The 25,022-nt window shown below is 63.2% G+C and carries 28 protein-coding genes; 24 read left to right on the top strand and 4 right to left on the bottom strand.

Annotated features, from left to right (window positions below; translation table 11 throughout):
* Positions 1 to 10: 10 nt before the first annotated feature.
* The 22 genes from rplX (at position 11) to RFN28_RS09275 (ending at position 18,221) form a co-directional block, all read left to right on the top strand.
* Positions 11 to 325 carry a 50S ribosomal protein L24 gene (gene rplX, locus RFN28_RS09380; protein WP_040970381.1) on the top strand — a complete coding sequence of 105 codons (315 nt, stop codon included), beginning with the start codon at positions 11 to 13 and terminating at the stop codon, positions 323 to 325.
* Positions 318 to 896, top strand: coding sequence for a 50S ribosomal protein L5 (gene rplE / locus RFN28_RS09375; protein ID WP_052457750.1), 579 nt, complete (start codon positions 318 to 320; stop codon positions 894 to 896). The genes rplX and rplE overlap by 8 nt, the downstream gene beginning before the upstream one ends.
* Before the next feature lie 26 nt (positions 897 to 922).
* Positions 923 to 1,228, top strand: a complete 306-nt coding sequence (gene rpsN / locus RFN28_RS09370) for a 30S ribosomal protein S14 (RefSeq protein ID WP_040970382.1) — start codon at positions 923 to 925, stop codon at positions 1,226 to 1,228.
* Between the two features lie 13 nt (positions 1,229 to 1,241).
* Positions 1,242 to 1,640: a 30S ribosomal protein S8 gene (gene rpsH / locus RFN28_RS09365; RefSeq protein ID WP_040970383.1), complete on the top strand. Its 399-nt coding sequence runs from the start codon at positions 1,242 to 1,244 to the stop codon at positions 1,638 to 1,640.
* 91 nt (positions 1,641 to 1,731) lie between these two features.
* On the top strand, positions 1,732 to 2,265 hold the full coding sequence (gene rplF / locus RFN28_RS09360) for a 50S ribosomal protein L6 (protein ID WP_320287084.1): 534 nt from the start codon (positions 1,732 to 1,734) through the stop codon (positions 2,263 to 2,265).
* 138 nt (positions 2,266 to 2,403) lie between these two features.
* The gene (gene rplR, locus RFN28_RS09355) at positions 2,404 to 2,766 is read left to right on the top strand and encodes a 50S ribosomal protein L18 (RefSeq protein WP_278077413.1); all 363 of its coding nucleotides are present in this window, start codon (positions 2,404 to 2,406) and stop codon (positions 2,764 to 2,766) included.
* 78 nt (positions 2,767 to 2,844) lie between these two features.
* Positions 2,845 to 3,414: a 30S ribosomal protein S5 gene (gene rpsE / locus RFN28_RS09350; protein WP_027046810.1), complete on the top strand. Its 570-nt coding sequence runs from the start codon at positions 2,845 to 2,847 to the stop codon at positions 3,412 to 3,414.
* A 25-nt stretch (positions 3,415 to 3,439) separates the two neighbouring features.
* Complete coding sequence (rpmD, locus tag RFN28_RS09345; RefSeq protein WP_320287083.1) at positions 3,440 to 3,637, top strand: 50S ribosomal protein L30; 198 nt, start codon at positions 3,440 to 3,442, stop codon at positions 3,635 to 3,637.
* 22 nt (positions 3,638 to 3,659) lie between these two features.
* On the top strand, positions 3,660 to 4,133 hold the full coding sequence (gene rplO, locus RFN28_RS09340) for a 50S ribosomal protein L15 (protein WP_320287082.1): 474 nt from the start codon (positions 3,660 to 3,662) through the stop codon (positions 4,131 to 4,133).
* Positions 4,134 to 4,326: 193 nt separating this feature from the next.
* Positions 4,327 to 5,667, top strand: coding sequence for a preprotein translocase subunit SecY (gene secY / locus RFN28_RS09335; RefSeq protein WP_320287081.1), 1,341 nt, complete (start codon positions 4,327 to 4,329; stop codon positions 5,665 to 5,667).
* Positions 5,664 to 6,254, top strand: a complete 591-nt coding sequence (locus RFN28_RS09330; protein WP_320287080.1) for an adenylate kinase — start codon at positions 5,664 to 5,666, stop codon at positions 6,252 to 6,254. Before secY ends, RFN28_RS09330 begins: the two co-directional genes overlap by 4 nt.
* Before the next feature lie 205 nt (positions 6,255 to 6,459).
* Positions 6,460 to 6,828 carry a 30S ribosomal protein S13 gene (gene rpsM, locus RFN28_RS09325; RefSeq protein ID WP_027170351.1) on the top strand — a complete coding sequence of 123 codons (369 nt, stop codon included), beginning with the start codon at positions 6,460 to 6,462 and terminating at the stop codon, positions 6,826 to 6,828.
* 125 nt (positions 6,829 to 6,953) lie between these two features.
* Entirely contained in the window at positions 6,954 to 7,343 is a 390-nt protein-coding gene (gene rpsK, locus RFN28_RS09320) for a 30S ribosomal protein S11 (protein WP_006205444.1), read from the top strand.
* Positions 7,344 to 7,440: 97 nt separating this feature from the next.
* Positions 7,441 to 8,451, top strand: coding sequence for a DNA-directed RNA polymerase subunit alpha (locus tag RFN28_RS09315; RefSeq protein WP_292117213.1), 1,011 nt, complete (start codon positions 7,441 to 7,443; stop codon positions 8,449 to 8,451).
* 144 nt (positions 8,452 to 8,595) lie between these two features.
* Positions 8,596 to 9,027, top strand: a complete 432-nt coding sequence (gene rplQ, locus RFN28_RS09310) for a 50S ribosomal protein L17 (RefSeq protein WP_320287079.1) — start codon at positions 8,596 to 8,598, stop codon at positions 9,025 to 9,027.
* A 188-nt stretch (positions 9,028 to 9,215) separates the two neighbouring features.
* A complete protein-coding gene (locus tag RFN28_RS09305; protein ID WP_320287078.1) occupies positions 9,216 to 10,709 on the top strand; it encodes a DegQ family serine endoprotease in 1,494 nt (497 codons plus the stop codon).
* Between the two features lie 40 nt (positions 10,710 to 10,749).
* A complete protein-coding gene (locus RFN28_RS09300) occupies positions 10,750 to 12,057 on the top strand; it encodes a replication-associated recombination protein A (RefSeq protein ID WP_320287077.1) in 1,308 nt (435 codons plus the stop codon).
* 204 nt (positions 12,058 to 12,261) lie between these two features.
* On the top strand, positions 12,262 to 13,092 hold the full coding sequence (locus tag RFN28_RS09295) for an aspartyl/asparaginyl beta-hydroxylase domain-containing protein (protein ID WP_320287076.1): 831 nt from the start codon (positions 12,262 to 12,264) through the stop codon (positions 13,090 to 13,092).
* Positions 13,093 to 13,228: 136 nt separating this feature from the next.
* Positions 13,229 to 14,215: an RluA family pseudouridine synthase gene (locus RFN28_RS09290; RefSeq protein ID WP_320287075.1), complete on the top strand. Its 987-nt coding sequence runs from the start codon at positions 13,229 to 13,231 to the stop codon at positions 14,213 to 14,215.
* A 41-nt stretch (positions 14,216 to 14,256) separates the two neighbouring features.
* Positions 14,257 to 15,132: a DMT family transporter gene (locus RFN28_RS09285; RefSeq protein WP_320287136.1), complete on the top strand. Its 876-nt coding sequence runs from the start codon at positions 14,257 to 14,259 to the stop codon at positions 15,130 to 15,132.
* Positions 15,133 to 15,142: 10 nt separating this feature from the next.
* The gene (locus RFN28_RS09280) at positions 15,143 to 15,934 is read left to right on the top strand and encodes an ATP12 family chaperone protein (RefSeq protein WP_320287074.1); all 792 of its coding nucleotides are present in this window, start codon (positions 15,143 to 15,145) and stop codon (positions 15,932 to 15,934) included.
* A gap of 397 nt (positions 15,935 to 16,331) precedes the next feature.
* The gene (locus RFN28_RS09275; RefSeq protein ID WP_320287073.1) at positions 16,332 to 18,221 is read left to right on the top strand and encodes an MFS transporter; all 1,890 of its coding nucleotides are present in this window, start codon (positions 16,332 to 16,334) and stop codon (positions 18,219 to 18,221) included.
* 76 nt (positions 18,222 to 18,297) lie between these two features.
* Here RFN28_RS09275 and RFN28_RS09270 read toward each other — a convergent pair whose 3' ends face one another.
* Positions 18,298 to 18,492, bottom strand: a complete 195-nt coding sequence (locus RFN28_RS09270; protein WP_320287072.1) for a DUF2735 domain-containing protein — start codon at positions 18,490 to 18,492, stop codon at positions 18,298 to 18,300.
* A 313-nt stretch (positions 18,493 to 18,805) separates the two neighbouring features.
* Between RFN28_RS09270 and RFN28_RS09265 the strand changes: the two genes are divergently transcribed.
* Complete coding sequence (locus RFN28_RS09265; protein ID WP_292323341.1) at positions 18,806 to 19,846, top strand: glutamine synthetase beta-grasp domain-containing protein; 1,041 nt, start codon at positions 18,806 to 18,808, stop codon at positions 19,844 to 19,846.
* Positions 19,847 to 20,230: 384 nt separating this feature from the next.
* Here the strand turns inward: RFN28_RS09265 and glnA are convergent, their stop codons facing one another.
* Positions 20,231 to 21,640 carry a type I glutamate--ammonia ligase gene (gene glnA, locus RFN28_RS09260; protein ID WP_320287071.1) on the bottom strand — a complete coding sequence of 470 codons (1,410 nt, stop codon included), beginning with the start codon at positions 21,638 to 21,640 and terminating at the stop codon, positions 20,231 to 20,233.
* Positions 21,641 to 21,698: 58 nt separating this feature from the next.
* Positions 21,699 to 22,037, bottom strand: a complete 339-nt coding sequence (locus tag RFN28_RS09255; RefSeq protein WP_006205430.1) for a P-II family nitrogen regulator — start codon at positions 22,035 to 22,037, stop codon at positions 21,699 to 21,701.
* A 345-nt stretch (positions 22,038 to 22,382) separates the two neighbouring features.
* Between RFN28_RS09255 and RFN28_RS09250 the strand changes: the two genes are divergently transcribed.
* The gene (locus tag RFN28_RS09250) at positions 22,383 to 23,903 is read left to right on the top strand and encodes an NAD(P)H-hydrate dehydratase (protein ID WP_320287070.1); all 1,521 of its coding nucleotides are present in this window, start codon (positions 22,383 to 22,385) and stop codon (positions 23,901 to 23,903) included.
* 48 nt (positions 23,904 to 23,951) lie between these two features.
* Here the strand turns inward: RFN28_RS09250 and waaF are convergent, their stop codons facing one another.
* Positions 23,952 to 24,974, bottom strand: a complete 1,023-nt coding sequence (gene waaF / locus RFN28_RS09245; protein ID WP_320287069.1) for a lipopolysaccharide heptosyltransferase II — start codon at positions 24,972 to 24,974, stop codon at positions 23,952 to 23,954.
* Positions 24,975 to 25,022: the final 48 nt, after the last annotated feature.

Below are 25,022 nucleotides of genomic sequence, written 5' to 3'. Positions count from 1 at the left end.
AGCCGGACCAATGCAGAAGATCAAAAAAGGCGACAAGGTTGTCGTGCTTGCCGGCAAGGACAAGGGCCGTTCTGGCGAAGTCCTGTCGGTGCAGCCGAAGGAAGACACCGCGGTTGTCCGCGGCGTGAACCTCATTCGCCGTCACCAGAAGCAGACCCAGTCCCAAGAGGGCGGGATCATCACCAAGGAAGCGCCGATCCACCTGTCGAACATCGCGCTGGCTGACCCCAAGGACGGCAAGCCGACCCGCGTCGGTTTCGCCATCCAGAAGGACGGCAAGAAGGTGCGCGTCGCCAAGCGTTCGGGAGAAGTCATCAATGGCTAAGGCTGAAACCAAGCAGGCGGCTGCCAAGAACGAGCCGCGCCTCAAGAAGGTCTATCAGGAGACCATTCGCAAGGCGCTGCAGGAGCAGTTCGGCTACGAGAACGACATGCAGGTTCCGCGCATCGACAAGATCGTGCTGAACATGGGCGTCGGCGAGGCGACTGCCGATTCCAAGAAGCCCTCGGTCGCGGCCGAGGACCTCGCGCTGATCGCCGGCCAGAAGGCCGTCGTCACCCGCTCGCGCAAGTCGATCGCGGGCTTCAAGGTGCGCGAGAACATGCCGATCGGCGCCAAGGTCACGCTGCGCAAGGAACGCATGTACGAGTTCCTCGACCGCCTCGTGAACATCGCTCTGCCGCGCGTCCGCGACTTCCGCGGGCTGAACCCGAAGAGCTTTGACGGCCGTGGCAACTACGCCATGGGCATCAAGGAGCACATCGTGTTCCCGGAGATCAACTACGACAAGGTTGATCAGGTCTGGGGCATGGACGTCATCGTTTGTACGACGGCGAAGACGGACGACGAGGCCAGGGCGCTGCTCAAGGCCTTCAACTTCCCCTTCCGCCAGTAACGGCAGCGAAAAAGGAAAAATCTGAAATGGCAAAGACCAGCTCAGTCGAGAAGAACAACCGGCGCCGCAAGCTTGCCGGCCAGTACGCCGCCAAGCGCAAGGCGCTCAAGGACATCGTCATGGATCAGTCCAAGCCGATGGAAGAGCGTTTCCGTGCCCAGTTGAAGCTTTCGGCGCTGCCGCGCAACTCGGCCAAGATCCGTATCCGCAACCGCTGCGAAGTCACCGGCCGTCCGCGTGCCTTCTATCGCAAGCTGAAGCTTTCGCGTATCGCGCTTCGCGATCTGGGCAACAACGGCCAGATCCCGGGCCTGGTCAAGTCGAGCTGGTAAGGAGGGCATTGAGATGTCATTGAGCGATCCTCTCGGCGATATGCTGACCCGCATCCGCAACGCCTATGGCCGCAAGAAGTCGAGCGTTTCGACCCCGGCCTCGCGTCTGCGCGCCCGCGTTCTCGACGTGCTGAAGTCGGAAGGCTATATCCGCGACTACAGCCAGACCGACTTCGAGAACGGCAAGTCGGAAATCGAGATCGAGCTGAAGTATTTCGACGGTGCGCCGGTTGTGCGCGAGATCGAGCGCGTCTCGAAGCCCGGCCGCCGCGTCTATGTCTCGGCCAAGTCGATCCCGCACGTGGCCAACGGCCTCGGTATCGCCATCCTTTCGACGCCGAAGGGCGTCATGGCCGATCACGAAGCGCGCGAGCAGAATGTCGGCGGCGAGATCCTCTGCCAGATCTTCTGATCCGGCACGAGATTGATGAATGGGGCATCGGTTCTCGGGATCGCGCCCGGGAACTGGAACCTGAAACGAAAGAAGTGACGAGGACAACAAAATGTCTCGTATCGGAAAGAAACCCGTTTCGCTGCCGCAGGGCGTGACCGCGACCGTCAACGGCCAGACCGTGACGGCGAAGGGCCCGAAGGGTGAGCTGAAGTTCGTGGTGAACGACGAAGTGCTGGTCAAGATGGAAGGCAGCGAGATCGCTGTCGAGCCTCGCGACCAGACCAAGACCGCCCGTTCCAAGTGGGGCATGTCGCGCACGCAGATCGTCAACATCCTGCAGGGCGTGAAGGACGGTTTCGAGAAGAAGCTCGAGATCACCGGCGTCGGCTATCGCGCCGCGATGCAGGGCAAGAACCTGCAGCTCGCGCTCGGCTTCAGCCACGACGTGGTCTATGAGACGCCGCAGGGCATCACGATCTCGGTGCCGAAGCCGACCGAAATCACGGTCTCGGGCATCGACAAGCAGCAGGTCGGCCAGGTTGCCGCCGAGATCCGCGAATATCGCGGCCCCGAGCCTTATAAGGGCAAGGGCGTGCGCTATGCCGACGAGCGGATCGTCCGCAAGGAAGGCAAGAAGAAGTAATAGGCTTGGCCCCGAAAAGTTGCAGACTTTTCGGAAAGGACCAAGCCAGAGAAGTGTAACGCCGCGGGGCGCGACCGCGGGAGGCTTGGCCTACCGCACAGGGTCGTCCCCGTTTTCTGAAGGCAAGGAACAGACATTATGGCTAGCCCCAAAGAAACCACTCAGCGCCGCGCGCAGCGCGTGCGCCGCCAGCTGAAGAAGGTCGCCGGCGAGCGTCCGCGGCTTTCAGTGCACCGCACCTCGAAGCACATCTACGTCCAGGTCATCGACGACGCCAAGGGCCACACGCTGGCCGCCGCTTCGACGCTTGAGAAGGACCTCAAGGGTTCGCTCAAGACCGGCGCCGACACCGCGGCGGCTGCCGCCGTCGGCAAGCTGATCGCCGAGCGCGCTTCGAAGGCCGGCGTCAAGGAAGTCGTCTTCGACCGTGGCCCGTACATCTATCATGGTCGCGTCAAGGCCCTGGCCGAGGCTGCCCGCGAGGGCGGTCTGAGCTTCTGATTTTCAACCGCCGGCGACCCAAAAGCGGCGCCGGCATTTCAGCAACCCGTGCTTCCGGAAAAGAACAAGGACTAGGATATGGCACAGGAACGTAGGGAAGGCGGCCGCGGCCGCGAGCGTGAACGCGAAGAGCGTGACGACGGCATGGTGGACAAGCTCGTCCACATCAACCGCGTCGCCAAGGTGGTGAAGGGCGGCCGTCGCTTCGGCTTTGCCGCACTCGTCGTCGTCGGCGACCAGAAGGGCCGCGTCGGCTTCGGCCATGGCAAGGCGCGCGAGGTGCCGGAGGCGATCCGCAAGGCGACCGAATCGGCCAAGCGCGACATGATCTTCGTGCCGCTACGCTCGGGCCGCACGCTGCATCACGACGTCGAGGGCCGCTGGGGCGCCGGACGCGTTCTGCTGCGCGCCGCCAAGCAGGGTACCGGCATCATCGCGGGCGGCCCGATGCGCGCCGTCTTCGAGACGCTCGGCATGCATGACGTGGTCGCCAAGTCGATGGGTTCGTCGAACCCCTACAACATGGTCCGCGCCACCTTCGACGCGCTGAAGAGCCAGATGCATCCGAAGGATGTGGCTGCCGCGCGCGGCATCAAGTATTCGACCCTTCAGGCCCGCCGCGGCACCGCCGTTGCGGCTGAAGAATAGTCGACGCTGACCAGGGATTTCGACCATGGCCAAGAAAGCTACCAAGACCATCACCGTCGAGCAGATCGGCTCGCCGATCCGCCGGCCGAAGGAGCAGCGCGCGACGCTGGTCGGCCTCGGCCTCAACAAGTTGCACAAGCGGCGCACGCTGGAAGACACTCCTTCCGTGCGCGGCATGATCGCTGCTGTCCAGCATCTCGTCCGCGTCGTGGACGTGGCCTGAACGGAAGCGCAGGAGAAGAACGATGAAACTCAACGATCTGCGTGACAAGGACGGCGCCACGCATTCCAGGAAGCGCCTCGGTCGCGGCATCGGCTCCGGCTCGGGCAAGACCGCCGGTCGCGGCGTCAAGGGCCAGAAGGCGCGCTCCGGCGTCGCCATCAACGGCTTCGAGGGTGGCCAGATGCCGCTCTACCGGCGCCTGCCGAAGCGCGGCTTCAACAACCTGTTCGGCAAGAGCTTCACCGTCGTGTCGCTCGCCCGCATCCAGGCTGCAATCGATGCCAAGAAGCTCGACGCCAAGGAGACCGTGACCGCCGAGACCCTGATTGCCGCCGGCGTCATCCGCCGCGCCAAGGATGGCGTGCGCGTGCTCTCCGACGGCGAGCTCAAGGCCAAGCTCACCTTCGACGTCGCCGGCGCCTCCAAGGCGGCGATCGAGAAGATCGAGAAGGCCGGCGGTTCGGTGAAGCTGCCGGAAACGGCCGTCGCCGAGTAACGGCGATTTGAAGCGTGGCCGGCGGGAATGGTTTCGTTTTTTCCGCCCATCCGCGCTTTGATCTGATCAATTAGGCGGCCGCGTCAACGCGGCCGCTTGCATGTTGACGGTCCGGAGCTTATCTCGTGAGCTTCGGTGACACGCGCCGCCTGAGCTGCGGGCATCGAGCGCGACCTAGCGGAGAAAATCAGGCATGGCTTCGGCTGCTGAACAACTAGCCTCCAATCTGAATTTTGCGGCCTTCGCTAAGGCCGAGGACCTGAAGAAGCGCATCTGGTTCACCATCGGCGCGCTGCTCGTCTACCGCCTCGGCACCTATATCCCGCTTCCCGGCATCAATCCCGACGCTTTCGCTCAGGCCTTCTCCTCGCAGAGCAAGGGCGTGCTCGGCATGTTCAACATGTTTGCCGGCGGCGCCGTGCAGCGCATGGCGATCTTTGCGCTCGGCATCATGCCCTACATCTCCGCCTCGATCATCATGCAGCTGATGACCTCGGTCATCCCGTCGCTGGAATCGCTGAAGAAGGAAGGCGAGCAGGGCCGCAAGATCATCAACCAGTACACGCGCTACGGCACGGTGCTGCTCGCTTTGGTGCAGGCCTATGGCATTTCGATCGGGCTGGAGGGCGGCAACGGCATCGTCAACGATCCCGGCATGTTCTTCCGCATCTCGACTGTCGTGACGCTCGTCGGCGGCACCATGTTCCTGATGTGGCTCGGCGAGCAGATCACCGCGCGCGGCATCGGCAACGGCATTTCGTTGATCATCTTCTCTGGCATCGTCGCCGGCCTGCCGCGCGCCATCTCCGGCACGCTGGAGCTCGGCCGCACGGGCGCGCTGTCCACGGGCCTCATTCTCGCGATCATCGTGCTCGCGGTCGTTGTCATCGGCGTGATTGTGTTCTTCGAACGCGCGCAGCGACGCCTGCTCATCCAGTATCCGAAGCGCCAGGTCGGCAACCGCATGTTCCAGGGCGATACCTCGCACCTGCCGCTGAAGCTCAACACCTCTGGCGTCATCCCGCCGATCTTCGCCTCCTCGCTGCTGCTCCTGCCGGCAACGGTCGCCGGCTTCTCGCAGACGACCAATCTGCCGGCCTGGGCGAGCACCGTTCTGGCCTCCCTCGGCCACGGCCAGCCGCTCTACATGGCGTTCTACGCGGCGATGATCGTCTTCTTCGCCTTCTTCTACACGGCGATCGTCTTCAATCCGAAGGACACGGCCGACCAGCTCAAGAAGCATTCCGGCTTCATCCCGGGCTACCGGCCGGGCGAGCGCACCGCCGATTATATCGACTATGTTCTGACGCGTATCACCGTCATCGGCGCCGTCTATCTGGTGCTGGTGTGTCTGCTGCCTGAGTTCCTGATTTCAGCGACTGGCGTACCTTTCTACCTCGGTGGCACATCGCTTCTGATCGTGGTCAGTGTCACGCTCGACACGGTGGCGCAGATTCAGGGTCACCTGATCGCGCACCAGTATGAGGGCCTGATCAAGAAGTCGAAGTTGCGCGGGGGTAAGAGGAGCAGATGAGGCTGATATTGCTTGGGCCGCCAGGGGCGGGCAAGGGGACGCAAGCACAGAGACTGGTAGACAAACACGGCATCCCCCAGCTTTCGACGGGTGACATGCTGCGTGCCGCCGTCCAGGCCGGAACCGAAGTCGGCAAGCGGGCCAAGGCGGTGATGGATGCCGGCGAGCTGGTGTCGGACGCGATCGTCAATGCGATCGTCGCCGAGCGGATCGACCAGCCCGATTGCGCCAGGGGCTTCATCCTAGACGGATATCCGCGCACGCTGGTGCAGGCCGACGCAGTCGAGGCGATGCTTGCCGAGCGCAACATTGCGCTGGACAGCGTCATCGAGCTGGTCGTCGACGACAAGGCGCTGGTCGGACGAATCGTGAAGCGCGCCGAGGAGGCAAAGGCCGCCGGCCAGCCGGTGCGCAAGGACGACAACCCGGCGGTGTTCGAGGAGCGCCTGCGGGAATATTACAAGAAGACGGCGCCGCTGACCGGCTATTATTACGCCAAAGGCAAGCTGAAAACCGTCGACGGAATGGCCAGCATCGACGCGGTGACCGCGGAGATCGAGAAGGTGCTCACGGCGACGGCGAAGTAGGCCGTTCCGACAAGCAAAGATTGCGCTTGACTGGAGGGAGCCGTTGGGGTATGGCGGCCCGTCTTCCTGTCAGGCATGGAGTTTGCTTGCCCGCAAGGGCAAGGCAGTTGCTTTGAACCAGGAAACTCCCGCAAGGGCCGGCCTCCACCGGACGCGGGGCAACTTAAAGCGCCGGGTTATCCGGCCCAAATGGAGATGAGAAGAGATGGCCCGTATAGCCGGCGTCAACATTCCGACCAACAAGCGCGTCGTCATTGCGCTTCAGTACATTCACGGCATCGGCAAGAAGTTTGCCCAGGAGATCGTCGACAAGGTCGGCATCCCGGCAGACCGCCGCGTCAACCAGCTGACCGACGCGGAAGTGCTGCAGATCCGCGAGACGATCGACCGCGACTACCAGGTCGAAGGCGACCTGCGCCGCGAAGTCTCGATGAACATCAAGCGGCTCATGGACCTCGGTTGCTACCGCGGCCTGCGTCACCGCCGCTCGCTGCCGGTCCGCGGCCAGCGCACGCACACCAATGCGCGCACCCGCAAGGGCCCGGCCAAGGCGATCGCCGGCAAAAAGAAGTAAATGAGCGAATAGCGAGTAGCCATTAGCGAGTAGGGGCCCTATTCGCTATTCCCTACTCGCTACTCGCTCTCAAAGGTGGAGCCGCTGGCGTTACGGCGGTGTCGAGATCAACTGAAAGGACTACCATGGCCAAGGAAGCCGCTCGTGTTCGCCGTCGCGAACGCAAGAACATTTCGTCGGGCGTTGCCCACGTCAATTCGACCTTCAACAACACGATGATCACCATCACCGACGCGCAGGGCAATTCGATTGCCTGGTCGTCGGCCGGCGCCCAGGGCTTCAAGGGTTCGCGCAAGTCGACCCCGTTCGCCGCTCAGATGGCTGCCGAGGACGTGGCCAAGAAGGCCCAGGAACACGGCATGCGCATGCTCGAAGTCGAGGTCTGCGGACCCGGCTCCGGCCGCGAATCGGCACTGCGCGCCCTGCAGGCAGCCGGCTTCACCATCACCTCGATCCGTGATGTGACGCCGATCCCGCACAATGGCTGCCGTCCGCGCAAGAAGCGCCGCGTCTAATATTTGAACGCCGCGTGAGCGCCGAGGCGCTCCTCCACGGCAATTCCAGGCTGCCCGCCACGATTGGATGGTGGCGGGTCAAAGGAAGGAAGACACCATGATCCAGAAAAACTGGCAGGAACTGATCAAGCCGAACAAGATCGAGTTCTCGTCGAAGAAGAAGACGCTGACCACGCTGGTGGCCGAGCCGCTTGAACGCGGCTTCGGCCTCACCCTCGGCAACGCGCTGCGGCGCGTGCTTCTGTCTTCGCTGCGCGGCGCGGCCGTCACCGCCGTTCAGATCGACGGCGTGCTGCATGAATTCTCGTCCATCGCCGGCGTGCGCGAGGACGTGACCGACATCGTGCTCAACATCAAGGAAATCGCCATCCGCATGGAAGGCGATGGTCCCAAGCGCATGGTCGTGCGCAAGCAGGGCCCGGGCGCCGTGCTTTCCGGCGACATCCAGACCGTCGGCGACGTCGAGATCCTCAACCCCGACCACGTCATCTGCACGCTGGACGAGGGTGCTGAGATCCGCATGGAGTTCACCGTCGACACCGGCAAGGGCTACGTGCCGGCCGAGCGCAACCGCGCCGAGGACGCGCCGATCGGCCTGATCCCGGTCGACAGCCTTTACTCGCCGGTCAAGAAGGTCTCCTACAAGGTCGAGAACACCCGCGAGGGCCAGGTTCTCGACTATGACAAGCTGACCATGACCATCGAGACCGACGGTTCGATCTCGGGCGAGGACGCGGTGGCTTTCGCCGCCCGCATCCTGCAGGACCAGCTCAGCCTGTTCGTCAACTTCGACGAGCCGCAGAAGGAAGTCGCCACCGAGGCCGTCACCGAGCTCGCCTTCAACCCGGCGCTGCTCAAGAAGGTCGACGAGCTCGAGCTTTCGGTGCGTTCGGCCAACTGCCTGAAGAACGACAACATCGTCTATATCGGCGACCTGATCCAGAAAACCGAAGCCGAGATGCTGCGCACCCCGAACTTCGGCCGCAAGTCGCTGAACGAGATCAAGGAAGTGCTGGCGGCCATGGGCCTGCACCTCGGCATGGAAGTGCCGGACTGGCCGCCGGAAAACATCGAAGACCTCGCCAAGCGTTACGAAGATCAATACTGAGCAGTGAATTGAGAATAGTGAAATGGTGAATGGTCGCCGGTCGGCGGCCTCGGAGTGGTAGAGCCCTTCCATTCACCATTCACTATTGACCATTCACCAAACGAAACAGCCGGGCCAACCGCCCACAACACCAGGAGAAGAGCCATGCGCCACGGATTTAAAGGCCGCCGGTTCGCCCGCAGCGTAAGCCATCGCAAGTCGATGTTTGCCAACCTTGCCGTCTCGCTGATCGAGCACGAGCAGATCGTCACCACCCTGCCGAAGGCGAAGGACCTGCGTCCGATCGTCGAGAAGCTGGTGACGCTCGGCAAGCGCGGCGACCTGCACGCCCGCCGCCAGGTGATCGCGCAGATCGGCAACGAGGGCGTCGTCAAGCGCCTGTTCGAAACCATCGCCCCGCGCTACGCCACTCGCAACGGCGGCTACCTGCGCATCATGAAGGCGGGCTTCCGCCACGGCGACAATGCCGCCATGGCGGTCATCGAGTTCGTCGACCGCGACACCTCGGCCAAGGGCGCCGCCGACCGCGCCCGCCTCGAGGCCGAAGGCGTCACCGAGGAAGCCGCGGCCGCGTAAGGCCCGGTTTTCGGAAGGACTGCGAGGGGCCTGCGGGCCCCTTTTGCATTTTGAAGGCGGAGCCCCGGAGCGAGCGGATTTTCGCGCGTAGGCTTATGCTTTTGCGCGACAAGCGTCTGATTTCCGTGCATTAGCCTTTCATTCTGCACAATCGTCGGGACAATGGCGCCTGATCTGGAGGATTCGGAATGCACCTCAAACGTCTGTTTCTCATTGCAGTTTGCGCGCTCGCCGCCGTCGCCGCGCCGCCGGCCGTGAGACAGGCTCTGGCAGAAGACGCCGCCAAACCGGCAGACCCAGGCCTTTCCGATGTGCTGACAGATTTGCTGCACGGCGTCGAAGGCCAGAACTCCACCTCTGGCCCGGACAAGCGCGTGCCGTTCGGCCGCGAGGAGGTGCAGCTCTCCTTCGCGCCGCTGGTCAAGCAGACAGCGCCCGCCGTGGTCAATGTCTACGCCTCGCAGACCGCCAAAGTGACCTCGCCCTTCGAAGGCGACCCCTTCTTCGAGGAGTTCTTCGGCCGCGCCCAGCCGCGCGCCCAGTCCTCGCTCGGCTCCGGCGTGCTGGTCGATCCGAGCGGTGTCATCGTCACCAACTACCACGTCATCAAGGACGCCGACGAGGTGAAGGTCGCGACCGCCGACGGGCGCGAGTTCACCAGCAAGGTGATGCTGAAGGACGAGACGCTCGACCTTGCCGTGCTCAAGATCTCGGCCGACAAGCCGTTCCCGGTGATCGCCATCGGCGATTCCGATGCGCTCGAGGTCGGCGACCTGGTGCTCGCCATCGGCAATCCGTTCGGCGTCGGCCAGACCACCACCAGCGGCATCGTTTCAGCACTTGCCCGCAGCCATATCGGCGTCTCGGATTCCGGCTACTTCATCCAGACCGACGCCGCCATCAATCCCGGCAATTCCGGCGGTGCGCTGATCAACATGGGCGGCCAGCTGGTCGGCATCAATACGGCGATCTACAGCCGCAGCGGCGGCTCGATCGGCATCGGCTTCGCCATTCCGTCGAACATGGTGCGAGCCTTCGCAGACGCAGCCAAGGCCGGCCTCGACTTCTTCGAGCGGCCCTACATCGGCGCCGAATTCGAGGCGGTTACGCCGCAGATCGCCGAATCGCTCGGCATGGAGAAGCCGACCGGCGCGCTGGTCTCGTCGGTCGACGCCACAGGGCCTGCCGGCAAGGCGGGGCTCAAGCCCGGCGACGTCGTGTTGTCGCTCAACAACACACCGGTCGAAGGCATCGAGGCGCTGGACTATCGCATGGCGACGCTGTCGATCGGCTCCAAGGCGACCTTCGCGGTGCTGAGCAAGGGCAAGCAGGCGACTATGGAAATCCCGTTGGAGCGGGCGCCGGAAGGCGCCAAGGCAGCGGAAGTGACGCTGCATGGCCGCAGCCCGTTCGCCGGCGCCAAGGTGGCGGAACTGTCGCCGCGGCTTGCCCAGCGGCTCGGCCTGCGCACCGATTTGAAGGGTGTCACCGTGGTCGACATCAACCGCGATTCGCCCGCCGCCGATTTCGGCTTCCAGCCGGGCGATATCGTGCGCGAAGTGAACGGCACGAGCATCGACACGGCGGCAACGCTGGCCCAGATTGCCCAGCAGGACACCCGCTGGTGGCGCTTTACCGTCGAGCGCGGCGGGCAGACACTGCGCCAGGTGTTGCGTTACTGAGCCCGATCCCGAGGGTCGCGCTCCAACCCGAAGATTGAGCATGGCTGACCTGTTCAGTGCCGATGAACCGGAGAAGGTGCCGCCCGGCCGGCCGCTGGCCGACCGGTTGCGCCCGAAAAACCTTGGCGAGGTCGTCGGCCAGGAGCACCTGACCGGGCCCGATGGGGCGCTGACGCGGCTGATCAATTCCGGCTCGCTCGGCTCGATGATCTTCTGGGGCCCGCCCGGTACCGGCAAGACGACGGTGGCGCGGCTGCTCGCCGGCGAAACCCACCTTGCCTTCGAGCAGATATCGGCGGTGTTTTCCGGTGTCGCCGACCTGAAGAAAGTGTTCGAGGCGGCGAAGCTGCGCCGCGCCAATGGCCGCCAGACGCTGCTCTTCGTCGATGAGATCCATCGCTTCAACCGCGCCCAGCAGGACGGCTTTTTGCCCGTGATGGAAGACGGCACGGTGGTGCTGGTCGGCGCCACGACGGAGAACCCATCCTTCGAGTTGAATGCCGCGCTTTTGTCCCGTGCGCGGGTGCTGGTGTTCCATTCGCTGGGCGAGGAGAGCATCGAAAAGCTACTGGCGCGCGCGGAGGAGACGGAGGGCAGGGCGCTACCGCTCGACAAAGAGGCGCGCGCCATGCTCATCCGTATGAGCGACGGCGACGGCCGCGCCTCGCTGACGCTGGCCGAAGAGGTCTGGCGCGCCGCCAAGCCCGGCGAGGTGTTCGGGCCGGAGGGTCTGCAGCGCGTCATCCAGCGCCGCGCGCCGATCTACGACAAGGGCCAGGACGGCCATTACAACCTGATCTCGGCGCTGCATAAATCGGTGCGCGGATCCGATCCCGATGCGGCGCTCTATTACCTTGCGCGCATGTTCGATGCCGGAGAGGATCCGCTCTATCTCGGCCGCCGGCTGGTGCGCATGGCGGTGGAGGATATCGGGCTTGCCGATCCGCAGGCACTGGTCGTCGCCAATGCCGCCAAGGACGCCTATGACTATCTCGGCTCTCCGGAGGGCGAGCTCGCCTTCGCCGAGGCCGCCGTCTACCTCGCCACAGCGCCGAAGTCGAACGCCGTCTACACCGCCTTCAAGGCGGCGACGCAAGCGGCCAAGGAGTTCGGTTCGCTCTTGCCGCCCAAGCACATCCTCAACGCGCCGACCAAGCTGATGAAGGACGAGGATTACGGCGCCGGCTACCGCTACGACCACGACGAGCCGGATGCCTTTTCCGGACAGGACTATTTCCCGGAAAAGATGGGCCGCCGCACCTTCTACGATCCGCCCGAACGTGGCTTCGAGCGCGATATCCGAAAACGGCTCGAATACTGGGCAAAGCTGCGCAAAGAGCGGGAGTAGTCGGCTGTGCGGCCGGCGAGCCAGATGCTTCGCACTGAAGCTTCGCGGCACAACCATCAAAGTCGAAGTGCTGGTGCAATCGTGAGCGGGCAAACCTGATCCAGATTGTGCGACAGTGGGAAAAATCCTATGAAGCAACACGGCTGGCGGGGGTCGCCGTGATTTGGCTCATGCGGACAGGATCGCGCTCCCGCGCGAAAGATTATGACAAAGCAAACTGTTAAGACCCTTCGTAAGGCTGCGATTGCAGTCCTGCTTCTTGCGCTCGGCTTCTACTTCATCCCGATCCTGACCGCGATCTTCATCGTCTGCGGCATGATCGACGTCATGCGCAATGACGAGAAGAACCAGAAGCTCTTCGATCGCTATTTCCTCGGCAACGGCCTGTTCACCTGGCTGCTTTCGCCCTTCAACCTGATTGTGGACCTTCTCTGCTACAGGAACCACGGCGTCTGGAAACTTGACCAGTTTCCGGAAGACTATCAGCGTGAGATCAACGAGGTGCTCGGCGTTTTCAAGGCGCGCAAGCATGAGATCATCGCCGACATCGACGCCAATTTCGGCACCGGCCGGCGCGGCATGTATGTCTACCAGTGGTACGGCAAGCACAAGATCGACAACGTTCCGGAATTCAACAAGGATTTCAAATACATCAAGACGATCGCCGTCTCGGTGTTCAGCGGCCGCGAATCGACCTCGTGGCATTTCGGACCGCTCAGGCTCAGCCTGCGCATCCTCTACAACCTGATTCCGGTGAAGGCTGAGATCTTCGTCCAGTGCGGCAGCAAGAAGAATTATTGGTACGACAATCCGCTGTTCATCTTCGACGACACGCTGTTCCATCGCTCTGTCAATGAATATGACGGCCGCCGCTACTGCGTCTTCGTCGACATCATCCGCCCGTCTCCGTTCCCGGGCCTGATCGCGGGGCTTCTGGCAATCGTTTCGGTCAGCGTCGAGCGCATCAATTCCGTCTTCTACAAGAACTGGAAGATGATCGGCTCAGCGAAGCCGAAGAAGGCGGCCGCGAACTGAAACTTCGCCGCGCGCCCGCGCGGGCTCGATCCGCGGCAGGGTCTTTTGGGGCGATCTTTGCGGTCATCTGGGTCTTTGGCTCGCAAGATGCCTGCCTTAGTGCTATGGCGCCGCTTTCAAACGGAAAAGCGTATCCATGGCAGGCGTTGAACAAATCACGGTGGAGGCTGGCGAGGCGGGCATGCGGCTCGACCGCTGGTTCAAAGTCCACTATCCGGGCCTCGGCTTCGGCCATCTGCAGAAGTTGCTGCGCTCCGGCCAGGTTCGCGTCGACGGTGGCCGGGTGAAGGCCGACACGCGCGTCGAGCCCGGACAGACCGTCCGCATCCCGCCGCTCGATGTCGACAAGAAGGGCGATGCCCTGCTCACCGGCCATTCGATCCGCAACCAAGGCGATGCCGATGTGCTGGCCAAGATGCTGCTGCACGAGGACCCAAAGGTCTTCGTCTTCAACAAGCCGGCGGGCCTAGCCGTGCAGGGCGGCTCCGGCGTCACACGCAATGTCGACGACATGCTGGAGGCCTGGCGCAACCAGAAGGGCGAGAAGCCGCGCTTGGTCCACCGCCTCGACCGCGACACCTCCGGCGTGCTGGTCGTTGCCCGCACCCGTCTTGCGGCCATGAAACTTTCGGAAGCGTTCCGGGCGCGCGAAACGAAGAAGACCTATTGGGCGCTGGTCAAGGGCGTGCCGCCGAAGCGCGAGGACAAGATCTCGACCTGGCTGGTCAAGGAGCAGACACCCGACGGCGACCGCGTGCGCATCGCCAAGCATGGCGAGAAGGGCGCCGACCATGCCGTGTCTTACTACCGCATCGTCGAGCAGGCGGCGCAGTCGCTGTCCTGGCTGGAGATGGAGCCCTACACCGGCCGCACGCACCAGCTACGCGTCCACGCTGCCCATATCGGCTGCCCGATCATCGGCGACCCCAAATATTTCGAGGCCGACACCAACTGGGAATTTCCGGGCGGCATCCAGAACCGGCTGCATCTTCATGCTCGCCGCATCATCATCCCGCATCCCGATCAGGGCGTCATCGATGTCGTCGCGCCAATGCCCCCTCATATGCGCCAGAGCTGGAACCTGCTCGGCTTCGACGAGCAGAGCGCGGAGGACGACAATTGAGTGGCACCACCGATACGCTCGACCGCCGCGATGCGGTCGACATGGCGGCAGCCGCCATCATGGTCGGGCTGACACTGTCCTGGGGGCTGAACTACGTCGCCGCCAAGGTCTCTTATGCCGGGTACGATCCGGTTTTCGTATCGATCGCGCGCTCCATCCTTGGCGGGCTGTGTGTGTTCGGCTGGTGCCGGCTGCGCGGCATCAAGCTGTTCGAAGCGGACGGGACGTTGATCGCCGGCATTGCCGCGGGCCTGCTCTTCGGTGTCGAGTTCCTGTTTCTCTATATCGGGCTAGAGCACACGACCGTTGCCCGCAACACGCTGTTGGTCAACACCATGCCGTTCTGGGTGCTGGTCGGCGGCCACTTCCTGCTCGGCGAGCACATCACCACGCGCAAGCTCGGCGGACTTGTGCTGGCCTTTTGCGGCCTGGTGGCCGTGTTCTCCGACGGCATCGTTGCCGGCGATGACGCGACGTTGACGGGCGATCTGCTGAGCCTCGGCGCCGGCATCCTGTGGGCATTGACCAGCATCGTCATCAAGCGGTCGAAACTGGCCGGGACCAGCGCCGAGAAGCTCTTGCTCTATCAGCTGGCGGGCGCGGCCGTCGTCGGCGCCCTGGTGATGCCGTTCGCCGGCCCGCCGATCCGCGAGATCGCCGGGTTGCCGACATTGGCATTGATGTTCCAGTCTTTCTATATCGTCGCTTTCACCTATGTTTTGTGGTTCTGGCTGCTCACGCGCTACCCGGCAGCGGGCCTGTCGAGCTTCGCCTTCCTGTCGCCGGTGTTCGGCGTTCTGTGCGGCGCGGTGCTGTTGGGCGAGCCGCTGACGATCAGGATTTTCCTGGCGCTCGCCCTGATCGCCGCGGGGCTGATCATCGTCAATCGCACGGCGCGCAGGCAGCCTACGGTGTAAGGAGTTCGACATGCGCGACATTCTCGAGGACCTTGAAGCGGGAAAGCTGCTTTCCGATCCCGATCCGGTGCGCCGCGCCCAGATCCAGATGAAGACGCCGCTGCCGAAGCGTTTCTACAAGACCGTCTCGGTCGTGCCGGCCGAAGGCGGCTTTGCCGTCCATCTCGACGGCAGGCCGGTTCGCACGCCGGGCAAGGCGCTGCTTGTGCTGCCGACCGACAGAGCGGCGCAGCTGGTGGCTGACGAGTTTTCCGCGCAGGGCGAGGTCATCGACCCCGTGACCATGCCGGTCATGCGTCTTGCCAACACGGCCATTGACGGCGTCGCCAGCGACCCGCAAGCGGTGCTCGAGGATGTCCTGCGCTTCGCTTCGTCGGACCTGCTCTGCTACCGCGCCGACGGCCCGCAAGGGCTGGTCGACCGCCAGAACAAGCTCTGGGATCCGGTGCTCGATTGGGCGAGAAGCCGCCTTGGCGCGCGCTTCAATCTTGCCGAGGGCGTTATCCATGTCGACCAGCCGCGCGAGACGATCGCCGTCCTCGGCGCCCATCTTGCCCAACGCGTCGAGCCGATGCGTCTGGCCGCCATCCATGTCATGACCGCGCTGACCGGATCGGCGCTGCTTGCGCTGGCCGTCGATTTCGGCGAGCTCGACGGCGAGGAAGCCTGGACCGCCGGCCATGTCGACGAGGACTGGCAGATCGAGCATTGGGGCCAGGATGCCGAGGCCGTTGCTCGCCGCTCGGCCCGCAAGCGCGACATGATGGCGGCGGTCAGCCTGCTCGAAGCGCTGCAGGCCTAGAGCAATTCCAGGAAAAGCGGGCAGCGGTTTTCCGTCCGGAATTGCGGCAAAGAAACAGAGCAATTCCAAGAGAAGTGTGCCGCGGTTTTCCGTCCGGAATTGTGCAGGACAAGAAAGCAATTCCAGGAAAAGTGCGCAGCGGTTTTCCGTCCAAAATTGGGTAGAAACTTGGCGGGATCGACGATCCACTAGAGACGAGACACTCCAAGTGCCGCGCTCCGCTCCCGCACTGCACCTAATACGAAAGTCATAATCCCATCGTCTTGGTGCCTTTTGGCGGCGCTTTCTGCCATTTTTTCCCTCGTTGGCGGCGTTTTTCGAGTCCGCGTCCGGAGCAGTTGCGGACGGGTGGCGCGCAGCCATCGAGGACAGACGGGATCCACGGGAGGATACAGCAATGGCAATGGTTTCGACCGCCGGCAGAACAAGCCGCGGCATGACGCGGGAGGAAAAGAAGGTCATCTTCGCCTCCTCGCTCGGCACCGTTTTCGAATGGTACGATTTCTATCTTTACGGCTCGTTGGCCGCCTTCATCGGCGCGACCTTCTTCAGCCCGACCATCCCCGAGGCGACGCGCAACATCTTCGCGCTCTTGGCCTTTGCCGCCGGCTTCCTCGTCCGCCCGTTCGGCGCGCTGGTGTTCGGCCGCATCGGCGACCTGGTCGGCCGCAAATACACCTTCCTCGTCACCATGACGATCATGGGCCTTTCGACCTTCCTGGTCGGCCTGCTGCCCGGCTATGCCAGTTGGGGCATTGCAGCCCCCGTGATCCTGATCGGGCTGCGCATGCTGCAGGGCCTGGCGCTCGGCGGCGAATATGGCGGTGCTGCGACCTATGTCGCCGAGCACGCGCCGGACGATCGCCGCGGCTACTACACGTCCTGGATCCAGACGACGGCGACGCTCGGCCTGTTCCTGTCGCTGCTCGTCATCCTGAGCGTGCAGGGTTCGCTCAGCAAGGAAACCTACGCTTCCTGGGGCTGGCGCATTCCCTTCATCGTCTCCTTCCTGCTGCTTGCCATTTCAGTCTGGATCCGGCTGTCGCTCTCGGAATCGCCGACCTTCCAGCGCATGAAGGAGGAGGGCAAGGGCTCCAAGGCGCCGCTGTCTGAAGCCTTCGGCCAGTGGAAGAACGCCAAGATCGCATTGCTCGCGCTGCTCGGCCTCACCGCAGGCCAGGCTGTGATCTGGTATAACGGCCAGTTCTACGCGCTGTTCTTCCTGACGAACGTGCTGAAGGTCGACGCACAGTCGGTCAACATCATGATTGCGATTGCGCTGGCCGTCGGCTCGATCTTCTTCGTCGTGTTCGGCTGGCTCTCCGACAGGATCGGCCGCAAGCCAATCATCATGGCCGGCCTCGCTTTGGGAATCGTCTGCACCTTCCCGCTGTTCAAGGCGCTGACCTGGGCCGCCAATCCGGCTTTGGCCACCGCGCAGCAGAATACGCGCGCGACGGTGACCGCGGCACCCGGCGACTGCAGGTTCCAGTTCAACCCGGTCGGCACGGCGAAGTTCACGACATCCTGCGATATCGCGACCTCGTTCCTGACCAAGAACTCGGTGCCCTATGATGTGGTGACGACAGCCGCGCCCGGAACCGCGGCCACCGTCAAGATCGGCAACGAAACGGTCCCGTCCTACGATGCCGTTGCTGCCGGCGATCAGGCCAAGGCCAAGGAGGCCGCCTTCCAGAAGGCAGTCAACATATCGCTGCGGGACGGCGGCTATCCGTTGAAGCGCGCCGCGATCAAGATGGCGGATCAGAAGCTCGACGCCTTCATCGCGGCCAATCCCGAACTGAAGCTCGATGCGGCCGCGATCCGCGGCGGCGAGAAGGCGACGGTTCCAACCGACAAGGCGATCACCGACAAGCTGCTGACCAAGGATGAGGCAGCCAACGCTGCCGAGATCACCGTCTACAACATTCCGGACGGCGGTCCCTTCGCCATGTTCGCCGATCCGGCGGCCATCAACTGGCCGGTGACCATCGGCATCCTGTTCATCCTGGTGGTGTTCGTGACCATGGTCTACGGGCCGATCGCCGCGATCCTGGTCGAGATGTTCCCAACCCGCATCCGCTACACCGGCATGTCGCTGCCATACCATATCGGCAATGGCTGGTTCGGCGGCCTGCTGCCGGCGACGGTGTTCGCGCTCAGCGCCTATAAGGGCGACATCTACTACGGCCTCTGGTACCCGGTGCTGATCGCGGCGATGTCGCTGATCATCGGCATGATCTTCGTCAGGGACACGCTCGGCACCGACCTGCACGCCAAGCAGTAGACACGATCGATCATCTGCAAAAAGCCCGGCGCGAGCGATCGCGCCGGGCTTTTTCATGCCGAACTGGAAAGGCTGGTCAGCTCTTGCGCTGCTGGTTTTCTTCCTCGATCGCCGCCTCGTGGTACCAGCCGTCGAAATCGGCGTGCGTATTGCGCAGTGAGGCAAGCTCTGCCGCGAATTTGGCCTTGGCGCCTAAATTTGAGGCAGACATCCGGCCTGCAAGCGGGAACATCATAATCTTTGCCGACTGACGGGACGTGGTGACTTCCATTGGCGGCCTCCCTTCTGTTTCCAGGAGCTTTTCGATTCAACTTTTCCCAAGATAGGTTCTGCGAGTCAATTAGGCAATATGCCCACAAAAAGATCAGTATTTGCATATTATTTATGCAGAACTCGGGCCTGAACGATTGCCGCGCATTGCTGAGGCGGCTCAACAGATTCAACGCTTCTCCCTTGACCATTTTGCCGCATCCAAGGTGAGGAGAGTGGCACACGAATTGCTTTTTAACGATCGGCAGGCCGGCTCGGTCCGGCCATGCGTCGATACCGCTATGCGCGGCGTCCAAGCAACGAGAGGCTCTAGAATGACCAAATACAAGCTCGAGTATATCTGGCTCGACGGATACGTCCCGACCCCCAGCCTGCGCGGCAAGACCCAGATCAAGGAATTTGCCGAGTTCCCGACGCTCGAGCAGCTGCCGCTGTGGGGCTTCGACGGCTCCTCCACGAACCAGGCCGAGGGCCATAGCTCCGACTGCGTGCTGAAGCCCGTTGCCGTGTACCCGGATCCGGCCCGCACCAACGGCGTGCTGGTGCTTTGCGAAGTGATGATGCCGGATGGCGTGACGCCGCATGTCTCCAACAAGCGCGCCACCATCCTCGATGACGAAGGCGCTTGGTTCGGCTTCGAGCAGGAGTATTTCTTCTACAAGGATGGCCGTCCGCTCGGCTTCCCCGAGACTGGCTATCCGGCCCCGCAGGGTCCTTACTATACCGGTGTCGGCTACAAGAACGTCGGCTCGGTCGCGCGCCAGATCGTCGAGGAGCATCTCGACCAGTGCCTGGCCGCCGGCATCAATCACGAAGGCATCAACGCCGAAGTGGCCAAAGGCCAGTGGGAGTTCCAGATCTTCGGCAAGGGCTCCAAGAAGGCCGCTGATCAGATGTGGATGGCCCGCTATCTGCTGCAGCGCCTGACCGAGAAATACGGCATCGACATCGAATTCCACTGCAAGCCGCTCGGCGACACCGACTGGAACGGCTCGGGCATGCACTGCAACTTCTCGACCGCCTATATGCGCGAGGTGGGCGGCAAGGCTTATTTCGAGGCGCTGATGGCGCAATTCGACAAGAACCTGATGGACCACATCGCCGTCTACGGTCCGGACAACGACAAGCGCCTGACCGGCAAGCACGAGACCGCGCCGTGGAACAAGTTCTCCTACGGCGTCGCCGACCGTGGTGCCTCGATCCGCGTGCCGCACTCCTTCGTCAAGAACGATTACAAGGGCTATCTGGAAGATCGCCGCCCGAACTCGCAGGGCGACCCCTACCAGATCGCCTCGCAGGTCCTGAAGACGATCTCGCAGGTGCCGACCGACGCGAAGGTTTCGGCGGCCGCCTGATTCCTTTGGTGGCGTGGGCGGCAGTCCGCGCCAGACCAACGACGATCAAAAAAGCCCCGGCGGAAACTCTGGGGCTTTTTTGCGTGGCTATGCCGGCCAGAGAGCCGCCGTCGGCCGGCGATAACACCACGCGATTTGAGCGCTGCGACCACCTTGGCAAGCGGCGGGGCAGGGGGTACGGTTGCCGTCGCGGCCGATCATGTCGGCATTGGCGATCAATGCGTTGAGCACGCCTCCTCCGTCGCCTGACGGCGGCATGGGCTTTCCCATTGAGGGCCAAATCCACCAGGGCGCACAACTGCGGTCGAAGCAAGTCGCGCCGCAAATAAAAAACCCCTGGAAGGCGAACCCTCCAAGGGCTGAATTTTCTATTCGATCAGAGTGTTAGACCGAATAGTACATGTCGTACTCGATCGGGTGCGGCGTCATCTCGAAGCGCATGACTTCGGCCATCTTCAGCTCGATATAGCTGTCGATCTGGTCGTCGTCGAAGACGCCGCCGGCTTTCAGGAAGCCGCGGTCCTTGTCGAGGTTCTGCAACGCTTCGCGCAGCGAGCCGCAGACGGTCGGGATCTTCTTCAATTCCTTCGGCGGCAGGTCGTAGAGGTCCTTGTCCATCGGCTGTCCCGGATGGATCTTGTTCTTGATGCCGTCGAGGCCGGCCATCAGCATGGCCGCGAAGCCGAGATAGGGGTTCGCGCCCGGATCGGGAAAGCGGACCTCGACGCGCTTCGACTTCGGTGACGAGCCGAACGGAATGCGGCAGGATGCCGAACGGTTGCGCGCCGAATAGGCGAGCAGCACCGGCGCTTCATAGCCCGGCACCAGGCGCTTGTAGGAGTTGGTGAGCGGATTGGTGAAGGCGTTGATCGCCTTGGCGTGCTTGATGATGCCCCCGATGTAGAACAGGCAGGTTTCCGACAGGCCGGCATATTCGTTGCCGGCGAAAGTCGGCTTGCCGCCCTTCCAGATCGACTGGTGCACGTGCATGCCCGAGCCGTTGTCGCCGAACACCGGCTTCGGCATGAAGGTGGCCGTCTTGCCATAGGCGTTGGCGACCTGGTGCACGACATACTTGTAGATCAGCATCTTGTCGGCATTGCGAACCAGCGTGTCGAACTTGATGCCGAGCTCGTGCTGGGCGGCGGCGACCTCGTGGTGGTGCTTCTCGACGCGCACGCCCATCTCGGCGAGCACGGTCAGCATTTCCGAGCGCATGTCCTGGCAGGAATCGACCGGCGGCACAGGGAAATAGCCGCCCTTGGTGCGCGGACGATGGCCGAGATTGCCCGTCTCGTAATCGGTGTCGTCATTGGACGGCAGTTCGGTCGAGTCGAGGCGGAAGCCGGTGTTGTACGGATCGGCCTTGTACTTGACGTCGTCGAACACGAAGAACTCGGCTTCCGGGCCGACGAAGACCTGGTCGCCGATGCCTTCGGACTTCATGTAGGCCTCGGCCTTCTTGGCCGTGCCGCGCGGGTCGCGGTTATAGGCCTCGCCCGAGATCGGATCGAGGATGTCGCACAGGATGACCATGGTCGACTGGGCGAAGAACGGGTCCATGTGGACGGTGTCGGTATCCGGCATCAGCACCATGTCGGACTCGTTGATCGCCTTCCAGCCGGCGATCGAGGAGCCGTCGAACATGACGCCGTCGGCGAACATGTCTTCCTCAACCTCGGCGACATCCATCGTCACATGCTGCAGCTTGCCCCGCGGATCGGTGAAGCGCAGGTCTACGAACTTCACGTCGTTGTCCTTGATCTGCTTCATGATGTCTTTGGCTGTCGTCATGTCATGTATCCCTGTGTGATGACGTTTTTTGATGATGACGGTTCAGAAAGATGGGACGTCAGACGGCATCCATTCCTGTTTCGCCGGTGCGGATGCGGACGACTTCCTCGATGTTGGAGACGAAGATCTTGCCGTCGCCGATGCGGCCGGTCTGCGCCGCCTTGCGGATGGCTTCGATGGCGCCTTCGACGGCATCGTCGCCGAGCACCACTTCGATCTTCACCTTGGGCAGGAAATCGACGACATATTCGGCGCCGCGATAGAGCTCGGTGTGGCCCTTCTGCCGGCCGAAACCCTTGGCCTCGGTGACGGTGATGCCCTGCAGTCCGGCCTCCTGAAGCGCTTCCTTCACTTCGTCCAGCTTGAATGGCTTGATGATCGCTTCGATCTTTTTCATGTAGAAAGTGGCCTCCACTGCCAAAGAGACGGGTTGTTTGCCCCGCTTGCGCCTCCATCAAGCACGAACCGTGCCAACTCGCGAAGGTTGCAGGCGGTATCGGGCGATTCAGATGCCATGCCGCACCCTGACGCAAATTCGCGTCATCCGTTGCATTGGATGCGTCATCGACGCCCAAAGCCTATACATCGCTCCTCCATCCGTCTGCGCAAAATTTGGGCAGATAGCGTAATTTGCAGGCAGTTTCCCCTCCAGGCGCCACCGCTTCGGGTGGTAGTCGGCCGTCGCCATTTGCTTCGAACCGCAAATCGGACAATGCTTGATCGGATGGAGATCGGCAATCCCATGCGCAATGAACTTCTTTCGCCGGCCGAGATGGCCGAGGCCGACCGGCTGACCATCGCGGAAGGTCCGCTCGACGGCTACGGACTGATGCGTCGCGCCGGCGAGGCCGTCGCGACCGTGGTGCTGGCGCGTTACCCGGCAGCCAAACCGGTGCACGTGCTGTGCGGCCCCGGCAACAATGGCGGCGACGGCTATGTCGCGGCGCGCCTGCTCGAGGAGAGCGGCGTCGACGTCGCGCTATGGGCGTCGGGCGAGCCGCGCGAGGGCAGCGATGCCGCACTCGCCGCGGCCGACTGCCCGCTCGAGCGCCGGCCGCTGTCAGCCTTCGCGGCCAAGGCCGGCTCGCTCGTGGTCGCCGCGCTTTATGGGGCAGGGCTGTCCAAGCCGCTGTCCGGCGACGCCGCAAGGGCGGTCCAGGCCGTGACGGATCTCGGCTTGCCGGTCGTCGCCATAGACCTGCCTTCCGGCGTTTCCGGCGAAAGCGGGGCCATTCTCGGCTGCGCGTTTCGCGCGGCCATAACCGTGACCTTCGCACGAAAGAAGCCGGGGCACCTGCTGCTGCCGGGGCGTGAGATGTGCGGTGAGATCGTGCTGGCCGACATCGGCATCGGCGACGCGATCATCGCCCGGATCGTGCCGCAGACCTTCGAGAACGGTCCGGCGCTTTGGCGGGCGGTTTTTCCGGCTCCCGCTGTCGATGCGCATAAATACAGGCGCGGCCACACTAACGTCTTTTCCGGCGGGCCGTCGGCGACAGGTGCCGCGCGGCTGTCGGCGCTTGCCGCCGCAAGAAGCGGGGCAGGGGCGGTCACGGTGCTTTCCCCGGCGAACGCCATGCAGGTGAATGCCGCGCATCTGACCTCAATTATGCTGCGCAAGGTCGATGCGGTTGCCGATCTCGGCGCGCTTCTCACCGATCGCCGCCCCTCGTCCTTTGTGCTCGGTCCGGGCTTCGGCGTCGGTGAGAAGGCGCGCGATTTTGCCCTCGCGCTGCTAGGCGCCGGGCAAGGACAGGACGCGGGCATCGAAGGGCTGGTGCTCGACGCCGACGGCATCAGCTCTTTCCGCGACGAGCCCGAGACGCTTTTCCAGGCTGCCCGCACACCCGGCGCGCCGGCATTGGTGATGACGCCGCATGAGGGCGAGTTCGGCCGGCTGTCCCCCGACATCGCGGACGACAAGGCGCTCTCCAAGCTGGCCAAGGCGCGCGCGGCCGCGCAGCGCGCCAATGCCGTGATCGTCTACAAAGGCGCCGACAGCGTGATCGCGGCGCCAGATGGCCGCGCGGCGATCAACGGCAACGGCGCGCCGTGGCTCGCCACCGCGGGTTCAGGCGATGTGCTGGCAGGTATCATCGCCGGGCTACTGGCGCAGGGAATGCCCGCCTTCGAAGCGGCATGCGCTGCCGTCTGGATCCATGCCGAAGCCGGCAGCCGGTTCGGTCCGGGGCTGATCGCCGAGGATTTGCCGCAGGCCATGCTGCCGGTGCTGCGCGAGCTGATGGAGCGCGCGACCGAATGAAACGGCTGGCGCTCACGGCGTTGGCGCGGCTACGGAGGAATAGGTGGCTTACACCATTTGTGAGCTCGGCTGCGAGGTCATGGTCGCGAGAGCTGCAAGCACTTGCTCTACGCTGACGCCGAACGTGCCTTCTATCCGACCGGGCGTCGAAATGGGCGGCTCGATAAAGCGGACGTGACGATTGACCGGGCCGCCGTCATACGATCGGTTGGCCCTGAAGATCAGCAGACAGGGAACGTTCAGCGCGGCGGCGGCATGGGATGGCCCCCCATCGACCCCGAGAAAAAGCGTCGAGGCTGCGATCTGGCACATGGCGTCCATCAGGAGCGGCGTCGAAGTAAGATCGACGACCTCGGGCAGGGCGGCGCGGATCTTTGCGGCTGCGGATTGCTCCCGTGCCGCACCGATGATCCAGATTGACCAGCCCCGGTTTGCGTAATCGGCTGCAATCGCGCTGAAACGCTCGATCGGCCATTTGCGCACATCGTCGAGCCCTGAAGTGTAAAGCGCAAGGACAGGTTTCGACAGGTCCAGCCCGCTTCGCCGCCGCCAATTCTCCATCTGTGATGGCGGAATGATCAGCTGCGGGGCCGGCCACCCATCGACTGGGGCAGGCTCCCTGGCAAGCGTCGCGATATCGCAGACCTCATCGTAGAGCCGCAGATGTCCCCATCCGAGATTCAGAAGCTGACGCCACCAATCGGCCGGGAAGCGGTTGACCAGACCGAATTGGAATTCACGCGGATAGCCTATTCGTTTCGGTATTCCAGCGACGCGTGGGGCAATTGCTGCCTTGGTGGCACTGGTCAGGAGATAGGCCGCTTGGTAATTTTGCCCGCGTAGTTCGCGACCCAGCCGGTAACGGTCGACCAATCCCTGCCAGCCCGGCTTCTTGTCGAGCACCCAGCCCTTCCGAACATGTGGCATCAGGCTTGCCAGCGGGGCTGCGACCGGCGAGGTGATGACGTCGATCGGGCTTCCTGGAAATCGCTCGGCAACAAGCTGGATCGCCGAGTGCGATCGGATAAAGTCGCCTATCGCCGGAAAGCTGACGACGAGGATCGGGTTCAATTGGTTGCCTTTCGGGTTGGAAAGCAGCAGCTCAAGGCGAGCATCACC

The sequence above is a fragment of the Mesorhizobium album genome (assembly GCF_033977205.1).
GTDB classification, from domain to species: domain Bacteria; phylum Pseudomonadota; class Alphaproteobacteria; order Rhizobiales; family Rhizobiaceae; genus Mesorhizobium; species Mesorhizobium album.
This window is presented reverse-complemented; position numbering and strand designations above follow the sequence as displayed.

Bases quoted from the DNA above. Each gene is read 5' to 3' on its own strand.
- RFN28_RS09265 (WP_292323341.1), top strand. From the start codon at position 18,806: ATGACCAAATACAAGCTCGAGTATATCTGGCTCGACGGATACGTCCCG.
- RFN28_RS09275 (WP_320287073.1), top strand. From the start codon at position 16,332: ATGGCAATGGTTTCGACCGCCGGCAGAACAAGCCGCGGCATGACGCGG.
- RFN28_RS09250 (WP_320287070.1), top strand. From the start codon at position 22,383: ATGCGCAATGAACTTCTTTCGCCGGCCGAGATGGCCGAGGCCGACCGG.
- RFN28_RS09255 (WP_006205430.1), bottom strand. From the start codon at position 22,037: ATGAAAAAGATCGAAGCGATCATCAAGCCATTCAAGCTGGACGAAGTG.
- rpsN (WP_040970382.1), top strand. From the start codon at position 923: ATGGCAAAGACCAGCTCAGTCGAGAAGAACAACCGGCGCCGCAAGCTT.
- glnA (WP_320287071.1), bottom strand. From the start codon at position 21,640: ATGACGACAGCCAAAGACATCATGAAGCAGATCAAGGACAACGACGTG.
- RFN28_RS09315 (WP_292117213.1), top strand. From the start codon at position 7,441: ATGATCCAGAAAAACTGGCAGGAACTGATCAAGCCGAACAAGATCGAG.
- RFN28_RS09290 (WP_320287075.1), top strand. From the start codon at position 13,229: ATGGCAGGCGTTGAACAAATCACGGTGGAGGCTGGCGAGGCGGGCATG.
- secY (WP_320287081.1), top strand. From the start codon at position 4,327: ATGGCTTCGGCTGCTGAACAACTAGCCTCCAATCTGAATTTTGCGGCC.
- rpsE (WP_027046810.1), top strand. From the start codon at position 2,845: ATGGCACAGGAACGTAGGGAAGGCGGCCGCGGCCGCGAGCGTGAACGC.
- RFN28_RS09330 (WP_320287080.1), top strand. From the start codon at position 5,664: ATGAGGCTGATATTGCTTGGGCCGCCAGGGGCGGGCAAGGGGACGCAA.
- rplR (WP_278077413.1), top strand. From the start codon at position 2,404: ATGGCTAGCCCCAAAGAAACCACTCAGCGCCGCGCGCAGCGCGTGCGC.
- RFN28_RS09280 (WP_320287074.1), top strand. From the start codon at position 15,143: ATGCGCGACATTCTCGAGGACCTTGAAGCGGGAAAGCTGCTTTCCGAT.
- rplX (WP_040970381.1), top strand. From the start codon at position 11: ATGCAGAAGATCAAAAAAGGCGACAAGGTTGTCGTGCTTGCCGGCAAG.
- rpsM (WP_027170351.1), top strand. From the start codon at position 6,460: ATGGCCCGTATAGCCGGCGTCAACATTCCGACCAACAAGCGCGTCGTC.
- RFN28_RS09295 (WP_320287076.1), top strand. From the start codon at position 12,262: ATGACAAAGCAAACTGTTAAGACCCTTCGTAAGGCTGCGATTGCAGTC.
- RFN28_RS09305 (WP_320287078.1), top strand. From the start codon at position 9,216: ATGCACCTCAAACGTCTGTTTCTCATTGCAGTTTGCGCGCTCGCCGCC.
- rplE (WP_052457750.1), top strand. From the start codon at position 318: ATGGCTAAGGCTGAAACCAAGCAGGCGGCTGCCAAGAACGAGCCGCGC.
- rpsK (WP_006205444.1), top strand. From the start codon at position 6,954: ATGGCCAAGGAAGCCGCTCGTGTTCGCCGTCGCGAACGCAAGAACATT.
- RFN28_RS09285 (WP_320287136.1), top strand. From the start codon at position 14,257: ATGGCGGCAGCCGCCATCATGGTCGGGCTGACACTGTCCTGGGGGCTG.
- RFN28_RS09270 (WP_320287072.1), bottom strand. From the start codon at position 18,492: ATGGAAGTCACCACGTCCCGTCAGTCGGCAAAGATTATGATGTTCCCG.
- rplQ (WP_320287079.1), top strand. From the start codon at position 8,596: ATGCGCCACGGATTTAAAGGCCGCCGGTTCGCCCGCAGCGTAAGCCAT.
- rpsH (WP_040970383.1), top strand. From the start codon at position 1,242: ATGTCATTGAGCGATCCTCTCGGCGATATGCTGACCCGCATCCGCAAC.
- rpmD (WP_320287083.1), top strand. From the start codon at position 3,440: ATGGCCAAGAAAGCTACCAAGACCATCACCGTCGAGCAGATCGGCTCG.
- rplF (WP_320287084.1), top strand. From the start codon at position 1,732: ATGTCTCGTATCGGAAAGAAACCCGTTTCGCTGCCGCAGGGCGTGACC.
- RFN28_RS09300 (WP_320287077.1), top strand. From the start codon at position 10,750: ATGGCTGACCTGTTCAGTGCCGATGAACCGGAGAAGGTGCCGCCCGGC.
- rplO (WP_320287082.1), top strand. From the start codon at position 3,660: ATGAAACTCAACGATCTGCGTGACAAGGACGGCGCCACGCATTCCAGG.